Below are 24,067 nucleotides of genomic sequence, written 5' to 3'. Positions count from 1 at the left end.
AGGTTGAATCGTTCGCACATATTCATTTTTATATGCTACAGCTTTCATCATGTTAGTCATTGTGTTCATCCTCCTTCCGAAATCATGTTACAAAGTAAATTATATCCAAAGATAACTAAGTTGTAAACCTTTTTCTGCAAAATCATTCGTAAGAAAAATAAGCTCTACGTTTTCTATACATATCCAACCAGCGAAAGATGCCCGCCATACCATGTGCCTGAAGATTGAAACGCTCTCCATGATCCTCTCCCACCCACACTCTGTTAATGGGTGGGAGACGGATCATGTTGAAAACTTTCAATCTATAGCCTTCGTTGTTGATGATTCCGCCCTAACTATTGCTCATTCGGGAAGTTTTGACATTTCCGCCAATTTTTCCTCGATTCGATTTAATTGCGCTTTGCGTTTTTTGACGGAATAAACAAACAAAGCCACTCCTGCGATAAGCAAAGCCGGCATCACGATCACGAACAATTGAAAAATGATATCACCAATATGCATGATTTCCACCCTTTTTTCATTTTTTATTATTATACCTTCATTTGGATGGATAAATAAAGGTAGTCCTCCATTCATTCTACTCTAAAGTAGTTGAATACGAAGGATGACGCTATCGATCACGCTAGTTACATCACTTTCCCTTCTCTGGATACTAGCACGCTCTTTTTTTCTTTCTTACTATAAATATTAAACAAAATGCCGCCAAATACGAATAACGCTCCAATTATATGGGTCCATGTCAAGCGTTCATGGAACACGATTGTTCCCATCACAGCTGCCGATATAGGCATCACGTTAATAAAAATGGAGGCGGTTGACGCGCCTACCTTTTGGATACCGTTATACCACCAAACAAAGCTAATAGCAGAAACAATGACCGCAACATATAACACACTAATCCATACTTCCCAATTGCTCGCTTTTATCGCGGTGAAAGAAGTATAGTACAAAGCGAAAGGAAATAAGAAAAGCGTTCCGAATCCCGTTGCATACGTCGTTGCCGCTAAAGGGCTATATTTTTTCATCACCACCTTCCCGATCACAGAATATATGCTCCAACTGAGACAGGCGCCTACTAAAACAAAATCAATCGGAGAGAGCCCAAGCTTTACAATAACGGATAGCTGCCCGTTTGTGATAATATATAAAGCTCCGATGAGCGCCATAACCATACCTAATATGCTTTTAGCGTTGATTTTTTCCTTTAAAAACAGGCCCGAAAAGAGCGTAATCAACGGAGCATTCACCGCAATAACGAGAGAGCTTTTGACAATCGGCGCATATTTAGTCGCAATAAAAAAACAAACGTTATATAGAAAAATACCTGTAAGGCCAAGCAGTGCAAACATCCCCCAGTCTTTTTTGGTAGGAACCTTTGCTTGCCGTTCCCTCCAACGCATGAGCGGAAAAAGAATCAGGCTGGCCCCAAAAAAGCGGAAAAAAGCAACTGAAACAGGATGCAGGCTGACCGTCGCTATTTTCCCCGCAATGAAAGCGCCTCCCCAAATAGCGGCTGTCAGGAAAAGCAAAATATACGTTTTTATATGATTCATTTGCACAAAAAATCCTCCCATAATCGATAAAATTTCTGATATAATCAATTCTACAAATATTTGGTCATAGGTGTTATTGATAATAATTGATGCTATTCATCAAGATTTTTGATAGGAGTTTGATTGCAATGAATATCAATTATTTGCAAACGTTTCGCGAAGCCGCAAAGTGGAACAGTTTTACCAAAGCTGGGGAAGTGCTAGGTTATGCTCAATCAAGCGTCACCACACAAATCAAAAAATTGGAAGAAGAATTTGGGGTCATTTTGTTTGAACGTTGGAGTGGCAGAATCAAATTGACACCCGCTGGAAAGGAATTGTTAGAATATGCTAATAAAATGATCCATCTGCTTGATGAAGCAAGACAAAGCCTTTCTGAGCAAGCAGAACTGGCTGGAAGCTTATCGATCGGCACTATTGAATCCATTGCAGGCTTTTATCTTCCTCCATATTTGCAAGCATTTAAAAATAAGTATCCGCGAGTGAATTTACTCCTCCAGCAAGGAGTATGCCAATATTTAGTTAAAGGTATAAAAGAAGGAAAATACGATTTAGCTATTATTCTTGATCAAAAACAAGAAGATCCAGATTTACATTTTATTATTATCAAAGAAGAACCATTAGTGCTAGTCGCAAAGCCTGATCATCCTTTCGTCCAACGGGATCATATCTATATGAGAGATTTGGAAAATGAAAAGCTCATTGTGACAGAGCAAGGCTGCAGCTACCGTGAAATGATTGAAAATTTATATCGTCGCCATGCAGTACGGCTTGAATTAACCATTGAATTAGGGAGTATTGAAGCAATTAAACGATGTGTGGCTTATGGGCTTGGAATCGCGTTTTTACCGCTCATGGCGGTAAAGGAAGAAATCGCAAACGGAAAATTAATGCTCCTTCCCCTTTCCGACATAAAGCCTAAACTTTATTTGCAGTTGGTGTATCACCAAAAGAAGTGGCTATCGCAATCAATGAAACAATTAATCCATCTTCTTTTAGAATAGAAGAAAAAATGCCGTGAGATTGATTGGTTCCTTTTTGTGAATTCAATTAGGCATCAGCCCATGCCAGGCTAGTGGCTTCCTTTAGCCAAAGAAATTTCTTTATTATACTTAGCAGGAGTCAGAACTTCTTCCTTTTCGATATCTTATTCAGAAGGTGTGCTCGGTACAAGCTTATTCTGTTACAGTCCAGACTGGATCTTTCACACATTCGCCGAGAAGTCGCTTACCGCTAATCGAAGTGGAGGCGGGGAGGTTCATTCACTCACAGAAAAAGTCCCTGCTATTTGGGCAGGGACTACTTTTACTATTTCTGCAACATATTTTGTGCTAATCGATGCAACATCAAAAAAACTTGTGCTCGTGTCACGGGTTCCTCTCGTCGATCCTGTGTCACCACTCCGTGTTGCTTCAAAAATTCAAACGCTGCATCGACCGCTTTGTCATACGCTGTTTTTTCAGGTGCTGGCATCTTTGGCTCCTCCTGTTTTTGCTGTGTTGCTTTCCTTTTCAAGCCAAATGCTTTCGCAATCCCTTCGACATGGCCGTGCGCCACTTGCAACAGAAACGGCTCTGATTTCAATTTGGCCGCATCGTTCGCATTATCAATGAACAGGTTTTCTGTGAGCAATGCCGGCATCTTCGTTTCGCGCAGTACCGCGTAGTTGGCTCGCTTTTTACCGCGATCCTGCACTCCGGCGATCGCTTTCATGATCTCGCTGTGGATCGTGTTCTGATACGCAATGGTCGACGGGCTCACATTGCCATTGTAAACGTAGGACTCAAATCCTGTTCCACTGCCGGCATTGATGTGAACGGATAAGAAAAAATCGGCATCCGCCCTGTTCGCGATGGCCGCACGCTCCGACAACTCCACGAAACGGTCATCCGTCCGCGTGTAGATAATGCTGACCCCTTCGTATTCAGCGAGCAACCCCCCGATCTTTTTGACAATATTTAAAGTCAGATTTTTTTCCTGTAGACCGTTCCCTACAGCTCCGCTATCCGTTCCACCATGCCCTGCATCAAGTACGATTTTCACCATTATTGATCATCCCCTTTCTTGAGAGTATATGGATCGACACCATTGATGTGACACCGTACCTTATATACTCGATTCTTTGCATGAATACACCTGCATCAAAAATTTCCGCTTCAAAAGTAACATATGCAACATCCAGGACAAGGGCAACGGCGGATATGCATCTATTCGATAATTTGGGTGCTTGCGGAATACAGATCCCCCATATCACCTAAAATATAATTCCTGGCGATAGAATTGGTCGTGATGCTCATCATTTTATAGTATTATACATTTAGGTTAAATTAGAAATCATTTTCAGTGTGTATGAGGAGGAGCCATATGAAAACGGAAAAAGAGAAAATGTTAAGCGGTGAATTATATATGGCGGCTGATCCCGAACTAGCAGCGGAGCGGGAGCGCGCTCGTCGATTGACCAGATTGTTTAATCAAACATTGGAAACCGAGCATCAAAAACGGACTTCCTTATTGAAAGAACTTTTTGGTTCAACAGGAAAAAATCTCTTCATTGAACCTCCTTTTCGTTGTGATTATGGGTATAACATTCATGTCGGTGAAAATTTTTTCGCCAATTTTGATTGTGTTTTTTTGGATGTATGTGAGATAAAAATTGGCGATAACTGCCTAATCGCCCCAGGTGTCCATATTTATACTGCTACCCATCCGTTAGACCCTTTGGAAAGAAACTCCGGTGCCGAATACGGAAAGCCCGTCAGTATTGGCCATAATGTGTGGATCGGCGGCAGAGCAGTCATTAATCCTGGCGTAACAATAGGAAACAATGTTGTCATCGCTTCTGGAGCCGTCGTCACAAAGGATATCCCGGACAATGTTGTAGTAGGAGGAAATCCGGCTCGAATCATCAAAACAATCAGTCATTTAAAAGCATAAAACAGTCTAATTGATATTTATTGAATGAGACGGCTCTATAGGGGATTGAGCGTTATATCGATCCCCTATTGACGTGCGTCCGTGACAAATGACTGTCGATCAATGCGTTTTTTCGCTTAAAAGGCAAGCTTGATCTTTGGTATCATGCTAGTTTTGAGTATCTGCTTCATGATGGTTCACCCTTCAAAGTTGTATTTTTTGCCATCACTCACCGCAGCTCTGCCATATACGCCCGCAATTGTGAAACGGTATCCCCAATAGAATGGTGAATGACAAGATCGAAAAGATGGTCCATTCTCGTTGCTGTTTTATTAATTATAGCCTTATATGTACGAGGAGATTCGGAAGTGACATAAAACGGAATGTGATTGACAGGCGTTACTTCAAGACTTGTGCCCATCGCCAGCAAGACGTCGCTTTCTGCTGCTGCGGCAAATGCTTCATCGATTCTTGGTACGATTCCGCCAAATAGAACTACATCAGGCTTTAGAATTTCACCACATCCCTTTTGTTGGCAAACAGGAACGTCTTGTGAATTTATAAACGATAAATCGTACTTTTGGCTACAGATAGGACATGTGGCCGTTTGCAAGGTTCCGTGCAATTCGATCACATTCGTGCTTCCTGCTTTTGTGTGGAGCCCATCGATGTTCTGCGTTAAAATCGTCACTTTTTTCCCAGCAGCTTCTAACGCTTGAAGAAAGATATGCCCTTTATTAGGCAAGAACGTGCCCATCATTTTTAATGAAAACATTCGTTTAAAGCGATGCCAAAAATCAACAGGGTGGGAAGTGAAATAGTGCTCCGACAAGTAATATTCGACATTGTCTTCTTGCGCATAAATTCCATTTTGGCCGCGAAAATCTGGAATGCCTGACTCCGTGCTCATTCCTGCTCCTGTCAAAACCGCGATCGTTTTCGCGCGTGCTAGTTGTTCAGCTAATTCTTTATATTCCTCCATTGATTTCTCCCCTTTCAACAAAATAGCCCCTCAAAAATCGAGGAGCTTGGATATCTTCATTCTACGCTCTTTCTCGCACGCCCGCAACCCATCATGAGCGATCAACAAACTTAACGCAAAACCATAATGGCGTTTTCCACCGTTTATGTTAGAATATAAATTGCTGCGTTTTCTTTCAGCTGCATGATATGTTGTAAAAGGAGAAGGAGAGAAATGAATGTACGAACAATGGCCATTAACGGTATTTTAGCTGCCGTGTATATTATCGTTACAATGCTGATTCAGCCATTTGGCTTTACAAATGTGCAATTTCGCGTATCAGAAATCTTAAATCACTTCATTGTGTTTCATAAGAAATATTTCTTTGGAATTATATTAGGTGTCTTTTTGGCGAATTTCTTTTTTTCCCCTTTAGGCATGTATGATCTTGTTTTTGGAGTTGGACAATCTGTCATCGCTTTATTAACAACCATTGTGATCACGCGTTACGTCGAAAATTTGTGGGCTCGTATGGCTGTTAATACTCTCATTTTTACGTTGACTATGTTTATCATTGCTTGGGAGCTGAAGCTGGCATTAGATTTACCATTTCTTTTGACGTGGCTGACAACGGCCGCTGGCGAGCTGGTTACGATGGCGATTGGCGCTCCGATTATGTATGCTATTCATCGCCGAGTTCGATTGGATCGATTAATGGAAAAATAAGGCGGCAATCTTGCCGCTATTTTTTATTTTTTCTTATTTATAATTGATTATTTAGAACATAGTTTTATTTGAGTTTATTTGATGTAAAATGATTAGAAAATGAGCGGTCGAAAATACATACTTTTCAAAATTAAACAACTTTATTTCTTTATCATATTATCACTTTACCAAACTAAAAAGATCGGTTATGATGAAAAATGAAATCCTTTACTTTATTGATTCATCTAGACGTTGCACATAAGGAGGCAATACAAATGGCAGCAAAAAAATGGGGCTTATGGGTGTTGACCGCCTTTGTTATCGGAAACATGATCGGCGGCGGTATTTTTATGATCCCAGCGAATCTTGCGCAAGTATCTAGCCCTGTCGGATCCGTATTGGCATGGATCACAACAGGGCTTGGAGTTTGGATGATCGCGCTCGTATTTGGCAATTTAATCACAAGAAAACCGGAGCTAAAAGCTGGACCACAGAGCTATGCGCAGGCCTTGTTTTCTTCCCCGCAAATGGGGAAAGTAGCCGGCTACAGCATGGCTTGGGGATATTGGGCAGCAAACTGGGCAGCAACGGCATCCGTCATTATTTCGTTTGCTGGTTATTTGAGCACTTTTTTTCCAATCATGCAAAGCAAGCAAACTTTATTAACCATCGGTTCCTTTTCCTTGGAAACAGGAAAAGGACTTACATTTATGATTTGCACTGGTGTATTGTGGGGAATTCATTGGATTCTCGTGAGAGATTTTCAAAAGGCTGGAAAAATAAACATCTTCACAACCGGAGCGAAAGTGATTGGTTTCTTCCTTTATATTATCGGTACGCTATGGGTGTTTCATGCAGCAAATGTAGACAGCCTTTCTTTTATAAATGAAAAAGGACAGACGGTTTCTGTGCCGTCCCAACTTAATGGAGCGGCTATTACCATGCTTTGGGCTTTTATCGGCATTGAATCAGCCGTTATGCTCTCAAACCGCGCCCAATCTCCAAAGGATGTTAAGAAAGCGACATTCCTTGGACTGATCATTTCCGTCTTGATTTATATTGGAATTACATTACTAACAATGGGAGTTCTTTCCCAAGAGGAATTAAGAGAATCGCAAAAGCCGCTTGTTGATGCCCTTTATTCCGTTCTTGGAAACAGCGGTGCTTATATGATGGCGATTTTAGCGCTGATTTCCCTTTTCGGATCGACAGTCGGCTGGATTGTAGTAAGTTCAGAAGTTCCATATCAAGCAGCAAAAGAAGCGCTATTCCCTCGCTTTTTTGGGAAAACCAATCAAAACGGAAGCCCTGTGCGTTCGTTGCTCATAACTAATGTAATGACACAAATTTTTCTATTTTCCACTATCTCAGGAACGATGAACGAAGCGTACAATTTTGCGATTGTCGTAGCGACCTTAGCTTATCTCGTTCCATATCTTGTCTCTGCTTTATATCAGTTGAAGCTCATTATAACGGGGGAAACATATCAAAATGAAACAGCACAACGCGTACGTGACGGTTTGATTACATTGGCAGCTCTTTTCTATTCGCTTTGGGTCATTAAAACAGGAACGGCAGACTGGCACACCTTTTTCTTAGGAATCGGTTTATTTGTGGCAGGAATACTTCTATATCCGCTATTGATGAAACCAAAAAACGATCATCAAGAACGGGCAAAATTAAAAGGAGCATAAAAGAGAATCAATATGAATGACCCTCTCCGTGTTGTAGACGAAGTCAACATCGACTTTGTTCTACAACCATTTTAACGTCCTTCATGTAGTCGAATTTCCTCCTTTTCCTATCGATTCAAATAAAATTCAGCGCCATTTTATCCAATTCTTTACGGACGTCAAGATTTCCTTCTTCTATTGCTGAAAAGACAACTCTACTTTCTATCGGCAGAACATTAACCTTGTCATCAAACATTCTTCATTTTTGCAACAAACTAGCTAATGGATATAGATGATAGAGTTCATGGCGTTTAGAACTTTATCCAGACGGTAGATCATGTTGCTCCATACAAAACAAACACGGCTATTGCTTTTATCCCCCATCCTTCTTGATGAAAAATCATAAACCTCCTCCGCTTACACTTAAGAGGTGGGAGATTCTCGGCGGACGACGTAAAAAGATGAAAGAAAGGGGCGCCTATCAGCCGGAAAATCGACTGATTAGACACCCCATCCATCGTGGTTCTTATGATTCTAATAAAAGCTGCTCTGGATCTTCAAGAAGTTCTTTCACTTTTACTAGGAAACCGACGGCTTCTTTTCCGTCGATAATGCGGTGATCATATGAGAGTGCAACATACATCATCGGACGATTTTCCATGCGCTCTTCATCAATCGCTACAGGACGAAGTTGGATTTTGTGCATTCCTAAAATACCAACTTGCGGACCATTTAAAATTGGCGTCGACATTAACGAACCGAACACACCGCCATTTGTGATGGTAAACGTACCGCCTTGTAAGTCTTTAAGACTTAATTTGTTTTCACGCGCTTTTGTCGCTAAATGTAAAATTTCACGTTCAATCTCCGCAAAATTTTTCTTATCGGCATCACGCACCACAGGCACGACTAACCCTTCTTCGGTAGATACCGCTACCCCGATATCATAATACTTTTTCACAATGATATCATCGCCTTGAATTTCCGCATTGAGCAGCGGATATTTTTTCAATGCGGCCACAACCGCTTTCGTGAAAAATGACATAAAGCCAAGACGCACATCGTGTTCCTGATAAAAAGCATCTTTCCGACGCTTGCGCAAATTCATGACAGCCGTCATGTCAATTTCGTTAAAAGTTGTCAGCATAGCTGCTGTATGCTGAACTTCGACAAGCCGCTTTGCAATCGTTTGGCGACGGCGAGACATTCTCATTCGCTCGACTGGTTTCTCTGGATCCATTGCCGCACTAGGCTGCGACGGCTTGACAGCTTCAACGGCTGGCGCTGGCTGAATCGTTGGAACCGGCTGGCTTGCGTAAGCTTCTACATCTTGCTTACGTATACGGCCAAGCGGATCAACTGGCGTTACTTGAGTCAAATCGATTCCTTTTTCACGAGCCAGTTTTCTTGCCGCCGGTGAAGCAATTGGACGCTGAACAGATTTTGCTTCTCCTTCCTCAACGGAAGCAGGGGCCGATTGGGCGGCTGCCGGTTGAACAGGCTCTGCCGCTTCTGGCTGCGGCGCCGGTTCCACTGCTTGTGGCGCAGCGGCCTCTGCTCCTTCTGATACAATCGCAATCGTATCTCCTACTCTTACCGTGTCCCCTTCGTTAAACAACAATTGCGTGATGACTCCCGATTCCTCAGACATTAATTCTACGTTCACTTTATCTGTTTCTAATTCGGCAAGCGGTTCTCCTTTTTGAACGAAATCGCCTGGTTTTTTTAACCATTGAAAAATCGTTCCTTCTGTTATTGATTCTGCTAATTCTGGTACTTTGATTTCTGCCACCGTGATTATCTCCTTTCGCCCTTCTCACTTTATATTTTTAATTTAAATATGATGAACGTATGAACGCACAAAAGCTTGATTGATGATTCTTGCTTGTTCCTTCTTATGAACGACCGGATCCCCTTCTGCTGTGCTTGAACGACGTCTCCGGCCAATATAAGAAACATGTACACCACTTGGAGCTAATGTAAGCAATCTTGGTTCAACAAAATTCCAAGCGCCCATATTTTTTGGCTCTTCCTGTACCCATACTAGTTCTTTTAAATTCGGGAACTGCTGAATGTAAGAAGCAATTTCCTTCATTGGGAACGGATATAATTCTTCCACTCTTAAAATATGGAACCATTCCCGATCTGCAACTTCCGCCAATTTTTCTTCTAAATCGATTGCGATTTTACCTGAGCATAAAATTAATCGTTCCACTTTCTCTGGATTTTGTCCTAATCCCGGTTGTGGCAACACTGGCTGGAAGCTTCCTTCGCTCAAATCTGCAGCTCCGGATACGACCAATGGATGACGCAACAAGCTTTTTGGCGACATAATTACAAGTGGACGCACTTCTTCTTTTTGTAAAACAAGTGCTTGTCGCCGCAAAATATGAAAGTATTGCGATGATTTCGTCATATTGGCAACTGTCCAGTTATTTTCTGCTGCCAATGTAAGGAAACGCTCTAACCGAGCACTTGAATGCTCAGGCCCTTGTCCTTCATACCCGTGCGGAAGAAGCATGACAAGCCCCGATTTTTGTCCCCATTTCGCTCTTCCAGACGAGATAAACTGATCGATAATGACTTGTGCTGAGTTGGAGAAGTCTCCAAATTGAGCCTCCCATATCACTAACGTTTCTGGGGCAATAACGTTATAGCCGTATTCAAAGCCAAGCACGCTCGTCTCAGATAGCGGGCTGTTATGCACCGCAAAAGAGGCCTTGCTTTCAGACAATTGATGCAATGGCGAGAATCTCTCTCCTGTTTTTTCATCATGTAAAATTAAATGGCGTTGGGCAAACGTTCCTCTTTCTGAATCTTGTCCTGATAGTCGAATCGGAATGCCTTCCTGAAGAATGGTTGCAAACGCAAGCGCCTCCGCATGAGCCCAATCGATTTTGTTCTCTTGAAAAGCATGAATGCGACGTTGCAAAATCCGTTCAAGCTTATTAAATACACGAAAACCCTTTGGCCATTGTACAAGCTCGCGATTCACTTGCTCCAAAACCTCAGCTGGTACGCTTGTATGAATTTTTGGAATGCCTTTTTCCGCTACTTCCGGCGGATTCATTTCATAATCCAGCTCTTCTTTCACATTGGCCACTTTTTGATAAGCGGATTGCAGTTTTGTTTCTACTTCTTTTCTAAAACGATTTACTTCTTCTGCCGAACAGATAATTCCAAGCTGTTCCAGACGATCTGCATAAAGCTTGCGAGCCGTCGGGTGCTTGCGAATGATTTGATACATTAATGGATTGGTCGCAGCTGGTTCATCCATCTCGTTATGACCGTGACGGCGATAGCCGATTAAATCAATCAAGAAATCTTTTTTGAATTTTTGCCGATAAATGACGGCTAAATGGGCAGCGGCCAGCACGGCTTCCGGATCATCCGCATTCACATGAACAATCGGAATTTCAAAGCCTTTTGCCAAATCGCTCGCGTATTTGGTAGAGCGAGAATCTTCGCTTTCTGTCGTAAATCCAATCATATTATTAGCGATGATATGAATCGTTCCACCCGTCTTATAGCCTCTTAATCGGCTTAAATTTAACGTTTCTGCGACGACCCCCTGACCTGGGAATGCGGCATCGCCATGAATTAAAATAGCAAGCGCTTTATTTTCATCCTGTTCAGGAAAACCAGGCTTGTTTCGAGTCTCTTGTGCAGCTCTCGTATAACCGGCCACCACTGGATTGACAAACTCTAAATGGCTTGGGTTATTGGCTAAAGTGATAACAGCACGAACCGTATTTTCTTTTTTAATTTTTCGATCAAGCCCTAAATGGTATTTCACATCTCCTGTCCATCCATATGTAATTCCGATCGATCCTTCAGATGGGATCAATTCTTTATTTGGCGCATGCTGGAATTCAGCAAAAATCATCTCATACGGCTTTCCTAACACATGTGCCAAAACATTTAAACGACCGCGGTGGGCCATTCCAATATTAATCGATTGGATGCCTTTTTGTACAGACTCAGAAATGATTTCATCGAGCAACGGAACAAGCGTATCAACCCCTTCAATGGAGAAACGCTTTTGTCCTACAAATGTCCGATGCAAAAATTGCTCAAAAATTTCCACTTCTGTCAAACGCTTAAGAACTTCGACTCTTTTTTCGTTGGAAACGACCGGACGATACTCCCCTGATTCTACCATCCGCAAAAGCCAGTTCTTCTCTTCCTCATCCTGAACATGGCCAAATTCAAACGTAAGTTTAGATGTGTAAACTTCTTTTAAATATTCAATGGCTTCAAACGCATTTTTTATATGATTAGGCAAATATGGACTTATAATGGAAGCTGGGATTGATAAAAGATCCTTTTTCGTCAACCCAAACTTTTGCAGATCTATTTGTGCCTTTGAACGTTGTTCCTCCGTTTCTAACGGATTGATTTTTCCATCCAAATGGCCGAAAACGCGAATATGCTCCGCCAGCTTAACAGCCTGGACGCATTTTTCCAATGCACTTGACGAAACATAAGAGTCAACCGTTATGCTTTTTTGGTTGTCATAACGACCTGCGTCCGCCAACTCAGGCGGTCCCCAACGGTCGAACAGGCTCCTTAGCTCTTCGTCAACCAAGTTAGGATCCTGCACATACTGCTCATACATCTCCATGACGTATCCGAGATTTGGACCGTGAAATTTTTCCCATGGACTTCTGCTACTGTCACTAAGCGTGTTCATTTTTAGATAACCCTCCAGCACTGATTACGAATTCTTCCATCAACAAGCGAGACACAAAACCATTTCTTGAATTCAAATATCTACACACTTGAAATGGAAGATAAACCGATTTCATTTCCATTTTACTACGATTTAGACGAAAATCCAAATAACTTGATTTTTATTACTTTTCTAACTTTTCGTCCGTACTCATTATATAAAAAAAACATAAAAAGAGCCATGCTTATTTCTTCTTTAGAAACAAAATTTACAAACAAAATGTAATGTAAAGAAGAAAATCGCAATGGCTCCAATTGAGATAGCTGGGCTAGCTGGATTCGAACCAGCGCATCACGGAGTCAAAGTCCGTTGCCTTACCGCTTGGCTATAGCCCATTGATATACAGGAGAACAAATTTTTATGATGATGCTATGTAATGATATGCTGGAGTGCCACTGGCATATCCACCGTGCTCAATTGTAGTATAACCAAGTTAGAATAACCGTATACAATAAAACGGGGAAGTAACAAATTGACTCCTATCGTTTTTGCTAAACTACCTATGAGTGCGCCACTATACAGATTCAGATTGACAAGTCCCTATCAATGAAAAAGCAGCAACATTTCGAGTCATCAGAAGAAATAGGGAACAAATGCTAGAAATCCATTGTCATTTATAGCGATCAATTGATGCACGAATTTTGTCTCTAAAATGAACAGATCATGACCAATTTGGACGCCATATGGATAATGGAAAAGCCAATCACTCAACTCTCCTCTTCCTTCCGTTTATGAATGTTTGCCACTCCTATTCGTTCATGATATATACAGTAAAGACGTCCGCTTGCTAAGCAGATCAATAGACATATTCTTATAGCCGCTTAATAATAGTAAATACCAGCTTTTAAGGGAGGAAACTATTCGATGCGTTTAAAATTAAGTGTGTTAGATCAATCACCCATTTCACAAGGAATGACAGCAGAAGAGGCTCTTTCGAATACAGCAAAGCTTGCTGAATTTGTTGAAAAACTGGGTTATGTTCGTTTTTGGGTCTCAGAACATCACGATACACAAAGTTTGGCCGGCTCCTCTCCAGAAGTTTTAATTGCTCACATCGCAGCAAAAACCAATCGCATTCGCGTCGGCTCCGGCGGCGTGATGCTGCCGCATTACAGCGCCTATAAGGTAGCGGAAAATTTTAAGGTATTAGCAGGTCTTTATCCAGACCGCATCGATTTAGGTCTGGGAAGAGCCCCAGGAGGCATGCCTCTGGCTACCATGGCTTTGCATGATGGAAGACCAAGAAATGTCGATCGCTACCCTGAGCAAATTGATGACTTACTCGGCTACTTGCATGATGATCTTGATAGCGCTCACCCCTTTTATGGGTTAAAGGCTACTCCTCATATTCAAGAATCTCCAAGCGTCTGGCTGCTAGGATCCAGTTCTGCAAGTGCCATCTTAGCCGCCCAAAAAGGATTACCGTTTGTCTTTGCACGGTTCATTAATGGAGAAGGAGGAGAGTACTATACCCAGCTTTATCATGAGCGGTTTATTCCCTCCCGCCATTTATCACAGCCATTAAGCATGGTCGCTACTTTTGTGATTTGTGGCGAAACAGAACAAGAAGCGGAACGGATCGCGTCTAGCTTAGACCTTTCTCTTTTAATGATTGAACAAGGCATGAAAGCAACAGGCACTCCAAGCCCAGAAACGGCTGCCGCCTATTCTTATAGCCCGTTCGAAATCAAACGCATAAAAGAAAACCGTAAGCGAATGATTGTTGGAACGCCAAGTCAAGTGAAGCAGCAATTAATCGATTTAAGCAAAGCATATAAGACTGATGAAATTATGCTTGTTACCATTACTTATGATTTTCAAGACAAGCTTCGATCGTTTGAGCTTATCGCCAAAGAAATGATGTCATAGCTTATGCCCGCTATTTTCTAGATGATTCATTCCCCTCGCCTTTGTTCCTGTTAACGGCGAGGGGTTTCTATTCATCATGACGGTTTGTTTGGGCGCAATCATTCACTATGGGCATTCTCTCATACTTCTCATCATACTATATAAAATATAACGTTAACATTATATTTTAATATCTATCCATCTTAATTTATCTATAATATTTATGTATAAATTTGACGTTAACGTTAAATTTATATATAATGGCTAATTGACAGGAGGTCTATGTTCAAATGGAGGAATTATTAAAAATTGACGAAGTGGCCAAATTAAGCGGGCTTAGCAAACGAACGATTCGCTATTACGAAGAAATTGGGCTGCTGCCCCCTCCTCCCCGCAGCCAAGGAGGTACGAGACTTTATACACAGGATCATGTCGAGTTTTTGAAAAAGATCACGATAGCGAAAGAAGTGCTCGGATTTTCATTGCAGGAGTTGCACCACTTCCTTTCTCTCAGAGACACACTAGAAAATCAGCGAGCGGATTACAAAAAAGTAACCGAGCCGCGAGAGCGAAAAGAAAAATTAATAGAAATTATCCATCTTCTTGACGACCAGCTCCAAATGATCGAGGAGAAAATTCATAAAATCATGTCTGTTCAAACGGAATTAGTTACGCTTCGCGAACGGGCGCGAGCAGCGATCGTAAAGATTGATGAAGAATTATCAAAATAGTCATTTCATAAAGGGGGATCCAGTATGAAATCCGCATCTACGCCAATCGAAACAGAGGTTCAATCCCGAAGCGGCAGACTGCTCGACCAGCCAAAGGCCGTATGGGCTGTCGCCTTTGCCTGTGTCATCTCATTTATGGGATTAGGTCTTGTCGACCCGATTCTACCAGCCATTGCCAGTAAGTTGCATGCTTCTCCCAGCCAGGTTTCATTATTGTTTTCCAGCTATACATTGATTACCGGACTGGCTATGCTGATTACTGGGTTCGTTTCAAGCCGCTTAGGAACAAAATGGACATTGCTATCAGGAACTCTCTTGATTGTCATTTTTGCTGTTTGCGGCGGGCTGTCAAGTACGATTGAACAGCTTGTCGGATTCCGAGCAGGATGGGGACTTGGAAATGCCCTATTTATCGCAACGGCTTTATCAGCAATTGTTGGCTTATCTAGCGGCGGACCAGCTAAAGCCATTATTTTATATGAAGCAGCCCTTGGCCTCGGCATTTCGGTCGGACCGCTATTAGGCGGCGAATTAGGTTCGATCTCATGGAGAGGTCCTTTTTTAGGCGTTGGTGTTTTAATGGCATTGGCATTTCTGTCCATTGTCATCTTATTGCCAAAGTTGCCGAAGCCTAAAACACGCACCTCTCTAGCCGATCCCTTTAAAGCGCTGCGATATCGTTCGTTATTCACATTAGGAATTGCCGCACTCTGCTATAATTTTGGTTTTTTCACTTTAATGGCTTATACACCATTTGTTATGAATTTAAATGAGCATGGTCTCGGCTTCGTCTTCTTTGGCTGGGGGCTGCTGCTCGCCATTACTTCTGTCTTCGTTGCCCCAAAGCTCCAAAACCGCTTTGGCACTGTGGGCTCTATGAGTGCGATGCTACTATGTTTCGCGCTGACGCTTTTGGTTATGGGGATTTGGACATCCTCGCAAATGACCGTAATCAGCGCTGTGGTTATCGCAGGTGCGTTTTTAGGTGTCAATAACACGCTGATGACAACGGCCGTTATGCTGGCGGCTCCAGTGGAACGATCTACTGCTTCTGCTGCCTACAGCTTTATTCGCTTTGTCTTTGGCGCAATCGGTCCATGGCTTGCTAGCAAGCTAGCGGAATGGTATAATCCGCACGTTCCTTTTTATGTTGGAGCATTGGTGGTCGCTTGTGGGGTCGCCGCTATTTTGTCAGGGCGCAGACATCTTCAGCATATCGACACAGCATCAGCTGCCCATTAAATCTAACTCCGCTTCCCCATCGCGAAGCGGGGTTTTACATTTTCATAACGAAGTGAAAAAGGAACATCGCTCATGCAAAGAGAATAAAAATAACCAGGGAGGCGAGCCTATGAACGTTGCTCAAGAATATTTGCGAGTAGTTAAGGACCGATTTATGGATATGAAAAAAACAGCTGAGAAAGCGATGGAACAGCTGTCTGACGATCAGCTTTTCCACACCTTTAATGAAGAAACCAATAGTGTAGCTGTCATTGTCAAGCATATAAGCGGAAACATGATTTCCCGCTGGACGAATTTTTTTCATTCTGACGGTGAAAAACCTAATAGAAACCGGGACGACGAATTTATAAATGAGTTCACAACCAGAGATGAGGTTTTAATATGTTGGGAAAAAGGATGGCATACTTTTTTGACTACATTAAACACCATTAGCGAAAGCGATCTGCTGCGCACGGTTACGATTCGCCATGAACCGCATTCAGTGATAGAAGCCATTGAACGGCAAATGTATCATTATTCGTACCATATCGGCCAGATTGTTTATATCGCTAAGCAATTAACATCTACAGAATGGAAAACATTAACGATTCCAAGAAAAAAAGGCTAGCACCAAAATGTCTCAATGAACAAAAAAATCATTGGAATGTGAACAGACGATGATCCCTTTTCCTGACGATCGGTCGACTCTATCTATTAAGTAAGCCATTCCAACTTATATATATAAACATATGTAAAACAAGAAAAATACAGGATATAAGACAGATAGTAAAGGAGGAAAATCCGCTGAGGGAAAAATTATTTTTGCTGCTTGCTAATTTGTTTTGGGCGGGCAATTATGTCGTCGGAAAACAGGTGATTAAAGAAACGGGACCTTTATGGCTGACATTTATTCGCTGGTGCATTGCCTTGATCTTCCTTCTTCCGCTTACTTATCTGTTGGAACGTCCGCGTTACACCGAGGTGTTGAAACGCTGGTGGCTGCCGCTGCTTGTCAACGGCATTCTCGGAATTATTGGTTATAACTTGCTCTTATATGGGGCGCTTCAATACACGTCGCCAATGAATGCGGCCATTGTCAATGCCCTTAATCCAGCCATTATCGTGATGTTCTCCTATTTTTTATTGAAGGAACGAATCACCCTAATGAACTTATTTGGTTTTGCTGTTTCACTGATCGGTGTCCTCTTTATTTTAACGAAAGGACATTTGCTATTCATTTTTCAAGCAAACTACAACCTTGGTGATTTAATGATGCTATTAGCTGGCGTAGTTTGGGCGCTTTATTCGATTATGGGAAGAAAATTAGCTGTACCGCCTATTACAGCCACAGCTTTCTCAGTGTTTTTTAGCATTGTTGCGCTTCTTCCTTTTATGTTCTTTCATCCTTTTTCATTACATGAACTAAGCAAGGGCGGCAGCATCGGGATTCTTTATATTAGTCTATTTCCATCCGTCTTGTCATTTTTGTTTTGGAATGTATCGGTGAAAAAAGTAGGACCAAGCTATGCTGGCATCTACTTAAATTTTATTGCCGTTTTTACCGCACTGATCATTTTTTTATTAGGCGATTCACTTTCCATGCCACAGCTTGTCGGCGGTGCGCTTGTGCTAACAGGCGTATATTTAGCAACCTCTATTCCTAAGACAAAAGCTTCTCGTTCAACAGACGCAACCGTCTCATCTGGACATTAACAAGAGGAAAGTTCTCACGCCGCCCGGCATCAAGCTCTGTTTCGCAATCACCATGCAAAACAGACGAATTGGATGTTACGATATGGGTTTCCCATAACAATCCCCCTTTAAGATAAGGGGGATTCAGACTTCTGACAAACGCTTTTATGCGGGGATGCTGAATATGTATAATTGTAGACAAAGCCTGTCTTTTGGCTTTGTCTACAATCTAGAATCCTGCTTTTTCTATTGAAGTAAACGGATAAATTCGCGCATAAAAATTGGTAAGTCTGGCCAAGCATGAGCAGAAACAAGGTTTTGATCAACATGAATCGTACGGTCGGATACATAGGTTGCCCCTAATGCCTCCATCCCTGGCTTGCAGGCAATATAAGCTGTCAAACTGCGACCTTTGACTACATCTGGCATCGTTTCAAAAATAAGCGAAGCGTGACAAATAGCAGCAATGGGCTTGTTTGCTTCAAAAAAGTGGCGAACAATTCGCTGAAGATCCGCATCAAGCCGAATATATTCAGGAGCACGTCCGCCTGGAATCACTAATCCATCATAATCGTTTGGGTCAATATCAGCAAAGGCAGCTTGCGCTTCGATCAAATATCCTTGCTTTTCCACATACGTATCCCAATTAGCAAAATCGTGGACAACGGTGTGCAATTTCTTTTTCTTAGGAGCAGCAATCGTTACTTGATATCCTTCTTCCAGCAACCGGTAGTACGGATAGTATATTTCTAGCGCCTCCACCGCATCACCTGCGACAATTAATACGTTTTTGCTCATGATCCTTCCTCCTTACCATTTTTTTCTTTACATCTCTATCATAATAGAAAAACAAAAAAAGAAAAATGTCCTAATAATAGCATAAAAAAGCATCTTCTCAAATGAGAAGATGCCGCGCAAAATTATGATTCTACATCATATCCTTGTTCTTCAATCACTTCTTTTAACGCTTCAAGCTTCACTGTTGCTTCATCATATTCAACATCCACTGTTCCTTTCTCAAGGTGTACCTCCACGCGCTGCACGCCCTCAAGCTCGCGCAAAGCATTCGTCACAGCGGCTTTGCAATGTGCGCATGTCATTCCCTTTACTTGCAATGTAACGGTCATGATGAATTCCTCCCTTTTATTTTTATATGTTCACACGCTTCAAGCGAAGCGCGTTCGCCACAACTGAAACGGAGCTGAATGCCATGGCGGCGCCGGCAATCCATGGCTCCAATAGACCGGACGCCGCAATCGGAATGCCGATTGAATTGTAGAATAAAGCCCAAAATAAGTTTTGACGAATATTTTTCATTGTTTTGTGGCTCAGCTGGATCATTTTCGGAATATGGCGCAAATCTCCACCAACTAATGTGATATCCGCTGTTTCAATGGCAACATCGGTACCGGTGCCAATCGCTATGCCAATATCCGCTCTCGCCAGAGCCGGCGCATCATTGATGCCGTCACCGACCATCGCCACCTGCTTCCCTTGTTTTTGCAGTTTCGCGACAAGATCCGCCTTCTCTTCTGGAAGCACTTCTGCGTATACATGATCGATCTGCACTTGGTGAGCAATGAATTCTGCTGTCCGTTGATTATCTCCTGTCACCATGCATACTTCCAGACCGAGCTGCTTTAGTGCTTGAATCGCTTCATTTGAGCTTGCTTTTACAGTATCAGCGACGGCAATTACACCAGCCAACTGTCCCTCGATGGCAACCATCACTGTTGTTTTTCCATGCTTTTCAAATTCAACTAGCTTTTCTTCATACATGGAAAACGCAATTCCGTATTCCTTCATCAGTTTGCGCGTTCCGACGATTACCTCTTTCCCCTCGACCAACGCCTTCAGACCATGGCCGACAATAGCGGAAAAAGAGTCCACAGGCTTCAGCGGAATCTGTTGCTGCTTCGCATATTCGACAATAGCATGTGCTAATGGATGCTCAGAAACACCTTCAGCAGAAGCGGCATAGCTGAGCATTTCATTTTGCAGCACAAGGATATCGGTTACCTCCGGTTTTCCCTTTGTCACGGTTCCTGTTTTGTCCAACAAAATGGTATGGATCTTATGAGCCATTTCTAATGATTTTCCCGCTCTAAAAAGAATGCCTTGCTCTGCTCCCTTACCTGTCCCGACCATGATGGACGTCGGAGTAGCAAGACCGAGAGCGCATGGACACGCAATGACAAGTACAGAAATCGCTACTTCAAGCGCTTTTGGCAAATCTCCTGGCATCACCCAAGCATACCAGATGACAAACGCTACTAAAGCAATGCCGACCACAATGGGAACAAAGATTCCCGAAATCACATCCGCAAGGCGCTGGATGGGTGCTTTGGAGCCTTGCGCTTCTTCAACAATTCGTATAATATTGGCAAGTGCCGTATCTTTTCCGACCTTTTCTGCCCGAATCGTTAGTGCCCCTTGTTGATTAATAGTAGCTCCGATGACAACATCTCCTTCTTTTTTATCAACAGGAATCGATTCTCCGGTAATCATTGACTCATCGACAGACGATGATCCAGAAACGACAAGTCCATCCACTGGAATTTTCTCTCCAGGCTTGACAAGGAGAAGATCACCAACCTGCACCTTCTCAATCGGCACTCTCTTTTCTTGACCATCTTGGAGCACAATTGCTTCCTTTGCCTGCAAGCTCAATAGTTTAGTAATCGCTTCTGTCGTTCTTCCTTTTGCCAACGCTTCAAAGTATTTGCCGACAAGTACAAGCGTAATTAATACCGCGCTTGTTTCAAAATAGAGACTTGGCACGTACCCAGGATGTATAAAGGCTTGTACCGCTTCATACAAGCTATAAAAGTAGGCCGCTGACGTGCCGAGAGCGACCAGTACATCCATATTCGCACTCTTGTTGCGCAGCGCCCGATACGCCCCCATATAGAAAGGAGCTCCGATATAAAATTGCACTGGAGTAGCTAAAAAAAGTTGAAACCATGGGTTCATCAATAATGATGGCATCGGCAAGCCTGTGCTGATCGGCAGATGCGCCATCATCGTATAAAGAAGCGGCAACGATAAGGCAATAGAGACAAAAAGCAGCGGTTGTTTTTGGTGCTGCTTTTGCTTAGACTTGTGCTTGCTATCTTGAATTTGCGCTTTATAGCCAAGCTTGTTCATCTTCTCTACGATATGTTCGATTGTCACCATTCCTTCATAATACTCGACAACAGCACGATTCGTCGCCAAGTTGACCGCGACATCAGCGATGCCATCCATTCGCTGCAATCCTTTTTCAATTCTTGCTGCACAAGCGGCACATGTCATTCCTTCAATATCGAATGTCGCTTTTTTGTAAGCAATACCGTATCCAAGCTTCTGAATTTGGCCGGAAATATCTGCAAGGGTTTGCTTGGAGGAATCATATTGAACCGCTGCCGTTTCCATCGCCAAATTCACCGTAGCTTGTACCCCATCCATCTTATTTAGCCTTTTCTCAATTCGATTAGAGCAAGCGGCACATGTCATCCCTGTAATTTTCATTGTTACATGCTTTTGTTGACTCATGGCCCTTCCTCCCTTATTTCGCAAATTGCTTAAAAACATCCATGAGCTCTCGGATTGATTCTTCTCCGTTGCCATCGCGAATCGCTTTGGCCACGCAATGGCTGACATGTCTTTCTAACAGGTTCAATCCCACTTTGTTTAGCGCAGCCGTAATAGCGGAAATTTGCACTAAAATATCCACGCAATAGCGATGGTCTTCAATCATTTTTTGTACCCCGCGCACTTGTCCTTCGATGCGCCTGAGCCGCTTTAGCAAATCGTCTATTTCCTGCTCGGTGCGCATCGTCTTTTTATGATCATGATGCTCCATTGTCATCCCTTCTTTCATATTCAGCAACTTCTTCAATTACATTATACCCGTAATGGGTATAAGATGCAAACGAAGAGTTCTATTTTTTCTCCAAGGTGAAAATGTGATGACCCCCGCTTCCTTTGCTCGCTTCTTTTAACATCATCTACCGAAAAGCCTCCCCCTCTTATACGGAGGGTAGGTGAGAGAGACTCATCCCATGTGTCTACTTGTTATTCATTAACGAAATAAATGATTATGGCTTGACCCAAAATGAAAGAAGATGCATCTCTGCTCCTCTCATACTTACTTTGATCAATGCCTTCGCCCTGCATGAAAGATGCTGAAAATGATGGTAGACAAAGCCAAAATGGACTTTGCCTACGATATGAAAAGAGACGCATCTCCTCTTCTCTAACCCGTTTCTATTTGTCAGGCTTATGAAGCAGTTCAGAGCCACGAAGAATAATGTTTTGACCAAACTTCTTCTGAAGATGCTTCACTGTATTCAACAACGCTTCGTCCCTCGCATCCTCTTCAAAATGGAATAAATCCAGCTGCTTAACCACCTCTTTTTGATCAAATACATCCAACGCCGTAACTCCAAGAAGTCTTACAGCGCTTCCATTCCAATGCTTTTTGAACAGATATGCGGCATATTGAAAAATTTCATCTGCCTCTTGAAACGGACATTCCCATGTTTTGCTGCGTGTAATCGTCTGAAAATCACGGTAACGGACCATAATTTGAACAGTCGCAGAAACCACACCTTTTTGCTTCATCCGCTGACTAACCGATTGTGCTAAACGGCGCAGAACATCGAAAAGGACTCGTTCCTCCGTCACATCTTGCGAAAGAGTGGTAGAATTTCCAACTGATTTCCCTTTCGTCCGCGCTTCGGGATCCACCGGACGATCATCGATTCCGTTCGCCCGCTCCTTAAGGCGAATACCGTTTACTCCGAAGGACTGCTGAAGGAGAGGCATCTCTGCTTTTGCAAGCTCGCCAATTGTAAAAATGCCCATGTGATTCAGTCTTTGCGCCGTTCGTTCACCGATTCCATGCATCGCTTGGACCGGAAGAGGCCAAAGTCTCACTGGGACTTCCCGCTTCCGCAGCACAGTAATTCCCAGTGGCTTTTTCATTTCACTCGCCATTTTAGCTAAAAATTTATTAGGCGCAATCCCAATGCTGACAGGAATTTGCAGCGTCTGCAGCAATCCTTTTTGAATCCGTTCCGCTATTTCGAGCGGCGGCCTAGGCCATTCACATGCTGTCATATCCAAATAGCCTTCATCGATCGAAGCAAGTTCTAGAACGGAAGAAAAAGAGGCTAAAAAGCGAAATACTTCCTGGCTCATTTTGCGATAGAAACTAAAATCAGGGGACAAGACAACCAGCTCCGGACACTTTTTTCTCGCTTCCCAAAGCGTCATTGTCGTATAAATGCCATAACGCTGCTTAGCAACATAATTAGCAGCCAGAACAATTCCTTTCCGTTCTTTCGGATCTCCAGCCACCACGACTGCTTTTTCTTTTAATTCGGGTTGACGAGCGATTTCACAACTGGCAAAAAACGAGTTACAGTCAACGTGAAAAATGATCCTTCCTTTTTTCTGATTCATCGAACTCACGTCCTGTCATTTTTCCATGTAAAAAATGATTAAACATATGCACATCAGACGCGCCTTAAACCAGCAGCAGTAAATTCAAAAACCACAAACGTCACGACACCGGATGGATGTCCACCAATTAGTACACTAAATGTGCGGCTAAAAGGTAGCGGTCAGGAAAAAGTCGCCATCGCGAGTTTTTGGCTTTCCTGAAAATAGAGCTAGTGTGGTTCGACTTGGCTCTATTTTCGCTCTTTTTCTACTATTATACATCTGTTTTTCGATCGTGTTCTATATAATGTTGAAGCATTACAAGTTTGTTATCCCAAAATCGTTCGTAAAAAGCAAGCCAGTTCTTCAGTTCAAGAAGCGGAGTCGGTTCTAAACGATACCGCGTTTCCCGCCCGACTTTCCTCTCTTGAACAAGACCTGCTTCCGCCAAAATACGCAAATGCTTCGAAACAGCGGTACGGCTAATCGGAAAATGTTTGCTGATAAGGGTAACAGATAATTCCTCATCCGCCAGCAAGTTTAATAGCTTTCGCCGAGTAGGATCAGCGATGGCTTGGAACACATCATGCTTTTTTGATAAAGCTGACATC

21 protein-coding genes and 1 tRNA gene are annotated in these 24,067 nt (G+C 42.7%); 9 read left to right on the top strand and 13 right to left on the bottom strand.

Going from position 1 to position 24,067, the window contains the following annotated elements; translation table 11 throughout:
• Positions 1 to 342: 342 nt before the first annotated feature.
• Both B6A27_RS18810 and B6A27_RS08010 read right to left on the bottom strand, forming a co-directional pair.
• A complete protein-coding gene (locus B6A27_RS18810; protein WP_201722552.1) occupies positions 343 to 501 on the bottom strand; it encodes a hypothetical protein in 159 nt (52 codons plus the stop codon).
• Between the two features lie 125 nt (positions 502 to 626).
• Positions 627 to 1,553, bottom strand: a complete 927-nt coding sequence (locus tag B6A27_RS08010; protein ID WP_249218673.1) for a DMT family transporter — start codon at positions 1,551 to 1,553, stop codon at positions 627 to 629.
• Positions 1,554 to 1,681: 128 nt separating this feature from the next.
• On the opposite strand from B6A27_RS08010, the gene B6A27_RS08005 reads away from it, so the two are divergent.
• Positions 1,682 to 2,557: a LysR family transcriptional regulator gene (locus tag B6A27_RS08005; protein ID WP_183186830.1), complete on the top strand. Its 876-nt coding sequence runs from the start codon at positions 1,682 to 1,684 to the stop codon at positions 2,555 to 2,557.
• A 304-nt stretch (positions 2,558 to 2,861) separates the two neighbouring features.
• On the opposite strand, the gene B6A27_RS08000 is transcribed toward B6A27_RS08005, so the two are convergent.
• The gene (locus B6A27_RS08000) at positions 2,862 to 3,599 is read right to left on the bottom strand and encodes an N-acetylmuramoyl-L-alanine amidase (RefSeq protein ID WP_080861198.1); all 738 of its coding nucleotides are present in this window, start codon (positions 3,597 to 3,599) and stop codon (positions 2,862 to 2,864) included.
• 318 nt (positions 3,600 to 3,917) lie between these two features.
• Here B6A27_RS08000 and maa point away from each other — a divergent pair, with 318 nt between their 5' ends.
• Positions 3,918 to 4,487, top strand: a complete 570-nt coding sequence (gene maa, locus B6A27_RS07990; protein ID WP_080861193.1) for a maltose O-acetyltransferase — start codon at positions 3,918 to 3,920, stop codon at positions 4,485 to 4,487.
• 208 nt (positions 4,488 to 4,695) lie between these two features.
• Here maa and B6A27_RS07985 read toward each other — a convergent pair whose 3' ends face one another.
• Positions 4,696 to 5,448 (bottom strand): NAD-dependent protein deacylase, encoded by a 753-nt coding sequence (locus B6A27_RS07985; protein ID WP_080861189.1) that lies wholly within the window; start codon positions 5,446 to 5,448, stop codon positions 4,696 to 4,698.
• Positions 5,449 to 5,661: 213 nt separating this feature from the next.
• On the opposite strand from B6A27_RS07985, the gene B6A27_RS07980 reads away from it, so the two are divergent.
• Positions 5,662 to 6,153: a QueT transporter family protein gene (locus tag B6A27_RS07980; RefSeq protein WP_080861187.1), complete on the top strand. Its 492-nt coding sequence runs from the start codon at positions 5,662 to 5,664 to the stop codon at positions 6,151 to 6,153.
• A 254-nt stretch (positions 6,154 to 6,407) separates the two neighbouring features.
• Positions 6,408 to 7,826 carry an amino acid permease gene (locus B6A27_RS07975; protein WP_066149785.1) on the top strand — a complete coding sequence of 473 codons (1,419 nt, stop codon included), beginning with the start codon at positions 6,408 to 6,410 and terminating at the stop codon, positions 7,824 to 7,826.
• Positions 7,827 to 8,331: 505 nt separating this feature from the next.
• Here the strand turns inward: B6A27_RS07975 and odhB are convergent.
• From odhB to B6A27_RS07955, 3 genes are all read right to left on the bottom strand, one after another.
• Positions 8,332 to 9,597, bottom strand: a complete 1,266-nt coding sequence (gene odhB / locus B6A27_RS07970) for a 2-oxoglutarate dehydrogenase complex dihydrolipoyllysine-residue succinyltransferase (RefSeq protein WP_080861185.1) — start codon at positions 9,595 to 9,597, stop codon at positions 8,332 to 8,334.
• 42 nt (positions 9,598 to 9,639) lie between these two features.
• Positions 9,640 to 12,498: a 2-oxoglutarate dehydrogenase E1 component gene (locus B6A27_RS07965; RefSeq protein WP_080861183.1), complete on the bottom strand. Its 2,859-nt coding sequence runs from the start codon at positions 12,496 to 12,498 to the stop codon at positions 9,640 to 9,642.
• A 302-nt stretch (positions 12,499 to 12,800) separates the two neighbouring features.
• Positions 12,801 to 12,872 (bottom strand) — tRNA-Gln (locus B6A27_RS07955).
• Positions 12,873 to 13,401: 529 nt separating this feature from the next.
• Between B6A27_RS07955 and B6A27_RS07950 the strand changes: the two genes are divergently transcribed.
• From B6A27_RS07950 to B6A27_RS07930, 5 genes are all read left to right on the top strand, one after another.
• Positions 13,402 to 14,406, top strand: a complete 1,005-nt coding sequence (locus tag B6A27_RS07950; protein WP_080861181.1) for an LLM class flavin-dependent oxidoreductase — start codon at positions 13,402 to 13,404, stop codon at positions 14,404 to 14,406.
• A 269-nt stretch (positions 14,407 to 14,675) separates the two neighbouring features.
• Entirely contained in the window at positions 14,676 to 15,116 is a 441-nt protein-coding gene (locus B6A27_RS07945) for a MerR family transcriptional regulator (RefSeq protein WP_066149766.1), read from the top strand.
• Between the two features lie 24 nt (positions 15,117 to 15,140).
• Positions 15,141 to 16,358: an MFS transporter gene (locus B6A27_RS07940; RefSeq protein WP_080861179.1), complete on the top strand. Its 1,218-nt coding sequence runs from the start codon at positions 15,141 to 15,143 to the stop codon at positions 16,356 to 16,358.
• Positions 16,359 to 16,467: 109 nt separating this feature from the next.
• The gene (locus tag B6A27_RS07935; protein ID WP_080861177.1) at positions 16,468 to 16,965 is read left to right on the top strand and encodes a DinB family protein; all 498 of its coding nucleotides are present in this window, start codon (positions 16,468 to 16,470) and stop codon (positions 16,963 to 16,965) included.
• Between the two features lie 176 nt (positions 16,966 to 17,141).
• Entirely contained in the window at positions 17,142 to 18,050 is a 909-nt protein-coding gene (locus tag B6A27_RS07930) for a DMT family transporter (RefSeq protein WP_080861175.1), read from the top strand.
• A gap of 225 nt (positions 18,051 to 18,275) precedes the next feature.
• Here the strand turns inward: B6A27_RS07930 and B6A27_RS07925 are convergent, their stop codons facing one another.
• From B6A27_RS07925 to B6A27_RS07900, 6 genes are all read right to left on the bottom strand, one after another.
• The gene (locus B6A27_RS07925) at positions 18,276 to 18,827 is read right to left on the bottom strand and encodes a DJ-1/PfpI family protein (protein ID WP_066149757.1); all 552 of its coding nucleotides are present in this window, start codon (positions 18,825 to 18,827) and stop codon (positions 18,276 to 18,278) included.
• 122 nt (positions 18,828 to 18,949) lie between these two features.
• A complete protein-coding gene (gene copZ / locus B6A27_RS07920; RefSeq protein ID WP_066149004.1) occupies positions 18,950 to 19,156 on the bottom strand; it encodes a copper chaperone CopZ in 207 nt (68 codons plus the stop codon).
• 22 nt (positions 19,157 to 19,178) lie between these two features.
• Positions 19,179 to 21,563: a heavy metal translocating P-type ATPase gene (locus B6A27_RS07915; protein WP_080861173.1), complete on the bottom strand. Its 2,385-nt coding sequence runs from the start codon at positions 21,561 to 21,563 to the stop codon at positions 19,179 to 19,181.
• Between the two features lie 13 nt (positions 21,564 to 21,576).
• A complete protein-coding gene (locus tag B6A27_RS07910) occupies positions 21,577 to 21,879 on the bottom strand; it encodes a metal-sensing transcriptional repressor (protein ID WP_066149121.1) in 303 nt (100 codons plus the stop codon).
• Positions 21,880 to 22,277: 398 nt separating this feature from the next.
• Positions 22,278 to 23,486: a DNA polymerase IV gene (locus B6A27_RS07905; protein ID WP_080861171.1), complete on the bottom strand. Its 1,209-nt coding sequence runs from the start codon at positions 23,484 to 23,486 to the stop codon at positions 22,278 to 22,280.
• 244 nt (positions 23,487 to 23,730) lie between these two features.
• On the bottom strand, positions 23,731 to 24,066 hold the full coding sequence (locus B6A27_RS07900) for an ArsR/SmtB family transcription factor (protein ID WP_080861169.1): 336 nt from the start codon (positions 24,064 to 24,066) through the stop codon (positions 23,731 to 23,733).
• Position 24,067: the final 1 nt, after the last annotated feature.

The organism is Anoxybacillus sp. UARK-01, from assembly GCF_002075365.1.
GTDB classification, from domain to species: domain Bacteria; phylum Bacillota; class Bacilli; order Bacillales; family Anoxybacillaceae; genus Anoxybacteroides; species Anoxybacteroides rupiense.
This window is presented reverse-complemented; position numbering and strand designations above follow the sequence as displayed.

Bases quoted from the DNA above. Each gene is read 5' to 3' on its own strand.
- B6A27_RS07950 (WP_080861181.1), top strand. From the start codon at position 13,402: ATGCGTTTAAAATTAAGTGTGTTAGATCAATCACCCATTTCACAAGGA.
- B6A27_RS08005 (WP_183186830.1), top strand. From the start codon at position 1,682: ATGAATATCAATTATTTGCAAACGTTTCGCGAAGCCGCAAAGTGGAAC.
- maa (WP_080861193.1), top strand. From the start codon at position 3,918: ATGAAAACGGAAAAAGAGAAAATGTTAAGCGGTGAATTATATATGGCG.
- B6A27_RS18810 (WP_201722552.1), bottom strand. From the start codon at position 501: ATGCATATTGGTGATATCATTTTTCAATTGTTCGTGATCGTGATGCCG.
- B6A27_RS07910 (WP_066149121.1), bottom strand. From the start codon at position 21,879: ATGACAATGGAGCATCATGATCATAAAAAGACGATGCGCACCGAGCAG.
- B6A27_RS07915 (WP_080861173.1), bottom strand. From the start codon at position 21,563: ATGAGTCAACAAAAGCATGTAACAATGAAAATTACAGGGATGACATGT.
- B6A27_RS07980 (WP_080861187.1), top strand. From the start codon at position 5,662: ATGAATGTACGAACAATGGCCATTAACGGTATTTTAGCTGCCGTGTAT.
- B6A27_RS07985 (WP_080861189.1), bottom strand. From the start codon at position 5,448: ATGGAGGAATATAAAGAATTAGCTGAACAACTAGCACGCGCGAAAACG.
- copZ (WP_066149004.1), bottom strand. From the start codon at position 19,156: ATGACCGTTACATTGCAAGTAAAGGGAATGACATGCGCACATTGCAAA.
- B6A27_RS07975 (WP_066149785.1), top strand. From the start codon at position 6,408: ATGGCAGCAAAAAAATGGGGCTTATGGGTGTTGACCGCCTTTGTTATC.
- B6A27_RS08000 (WP_080861198.1), bottom strand. From the start codon at position 3,599: ATGGTGAAAATCGTACTTGATGCAGGGCATGGTGGAACGGATAGCGGA.
- B6A27_RS07945 (WP_066149766.1), top strand. From the start codon at position 14,676: ATGGAGGAATTATTAAAAATTGACGAAGTGGCCAAATTAAGCGGGCTT.
- B6A27_RS07925 (WP_066149757.1), bottom strand. From the start codon at position 18,827: ATGAGCAAAAACGTATTAATTGTCGCAGGTGATGCGGTGGAGGCGCTA.
- B6A27_RS07935 (WP_080861177.1), top strand. From the start codon at position 16,468: ATGAACGTTGCTCAAGAATATTTGCGAGTAGTTAAGGACCGATTTATG.
- B6A27_RS07900 (WP_080861169.1), bottom strand. From the start codon at position 24,066: ATGTCAGCTTTATCAAAAAAGCATGATGTGTTCCAAGCCATCGCTGAT.
- B6A27_RS07965 (WP_080861183.1), bottom strand. From the start codon at position 12,498: ATGAACACGCTTAGTGACAGTAGCAGAAGTCCATGGGAAAAATTTCAC.
- B6A27_RS07940 (WP_080861179.1), top strand. From the start codon at position 15,141: ATGAAATCCGCATCTACGCCAATCGAAACAGAGGTTCAATCCCGAAGC.
- B6A27_RS08010 (WP_249218673.1), bottom strand. From the start codon at position 1,553: ATGAATCATATAAAAACGTATATTTTGCTTTTCCTGACAGCCGCTATT.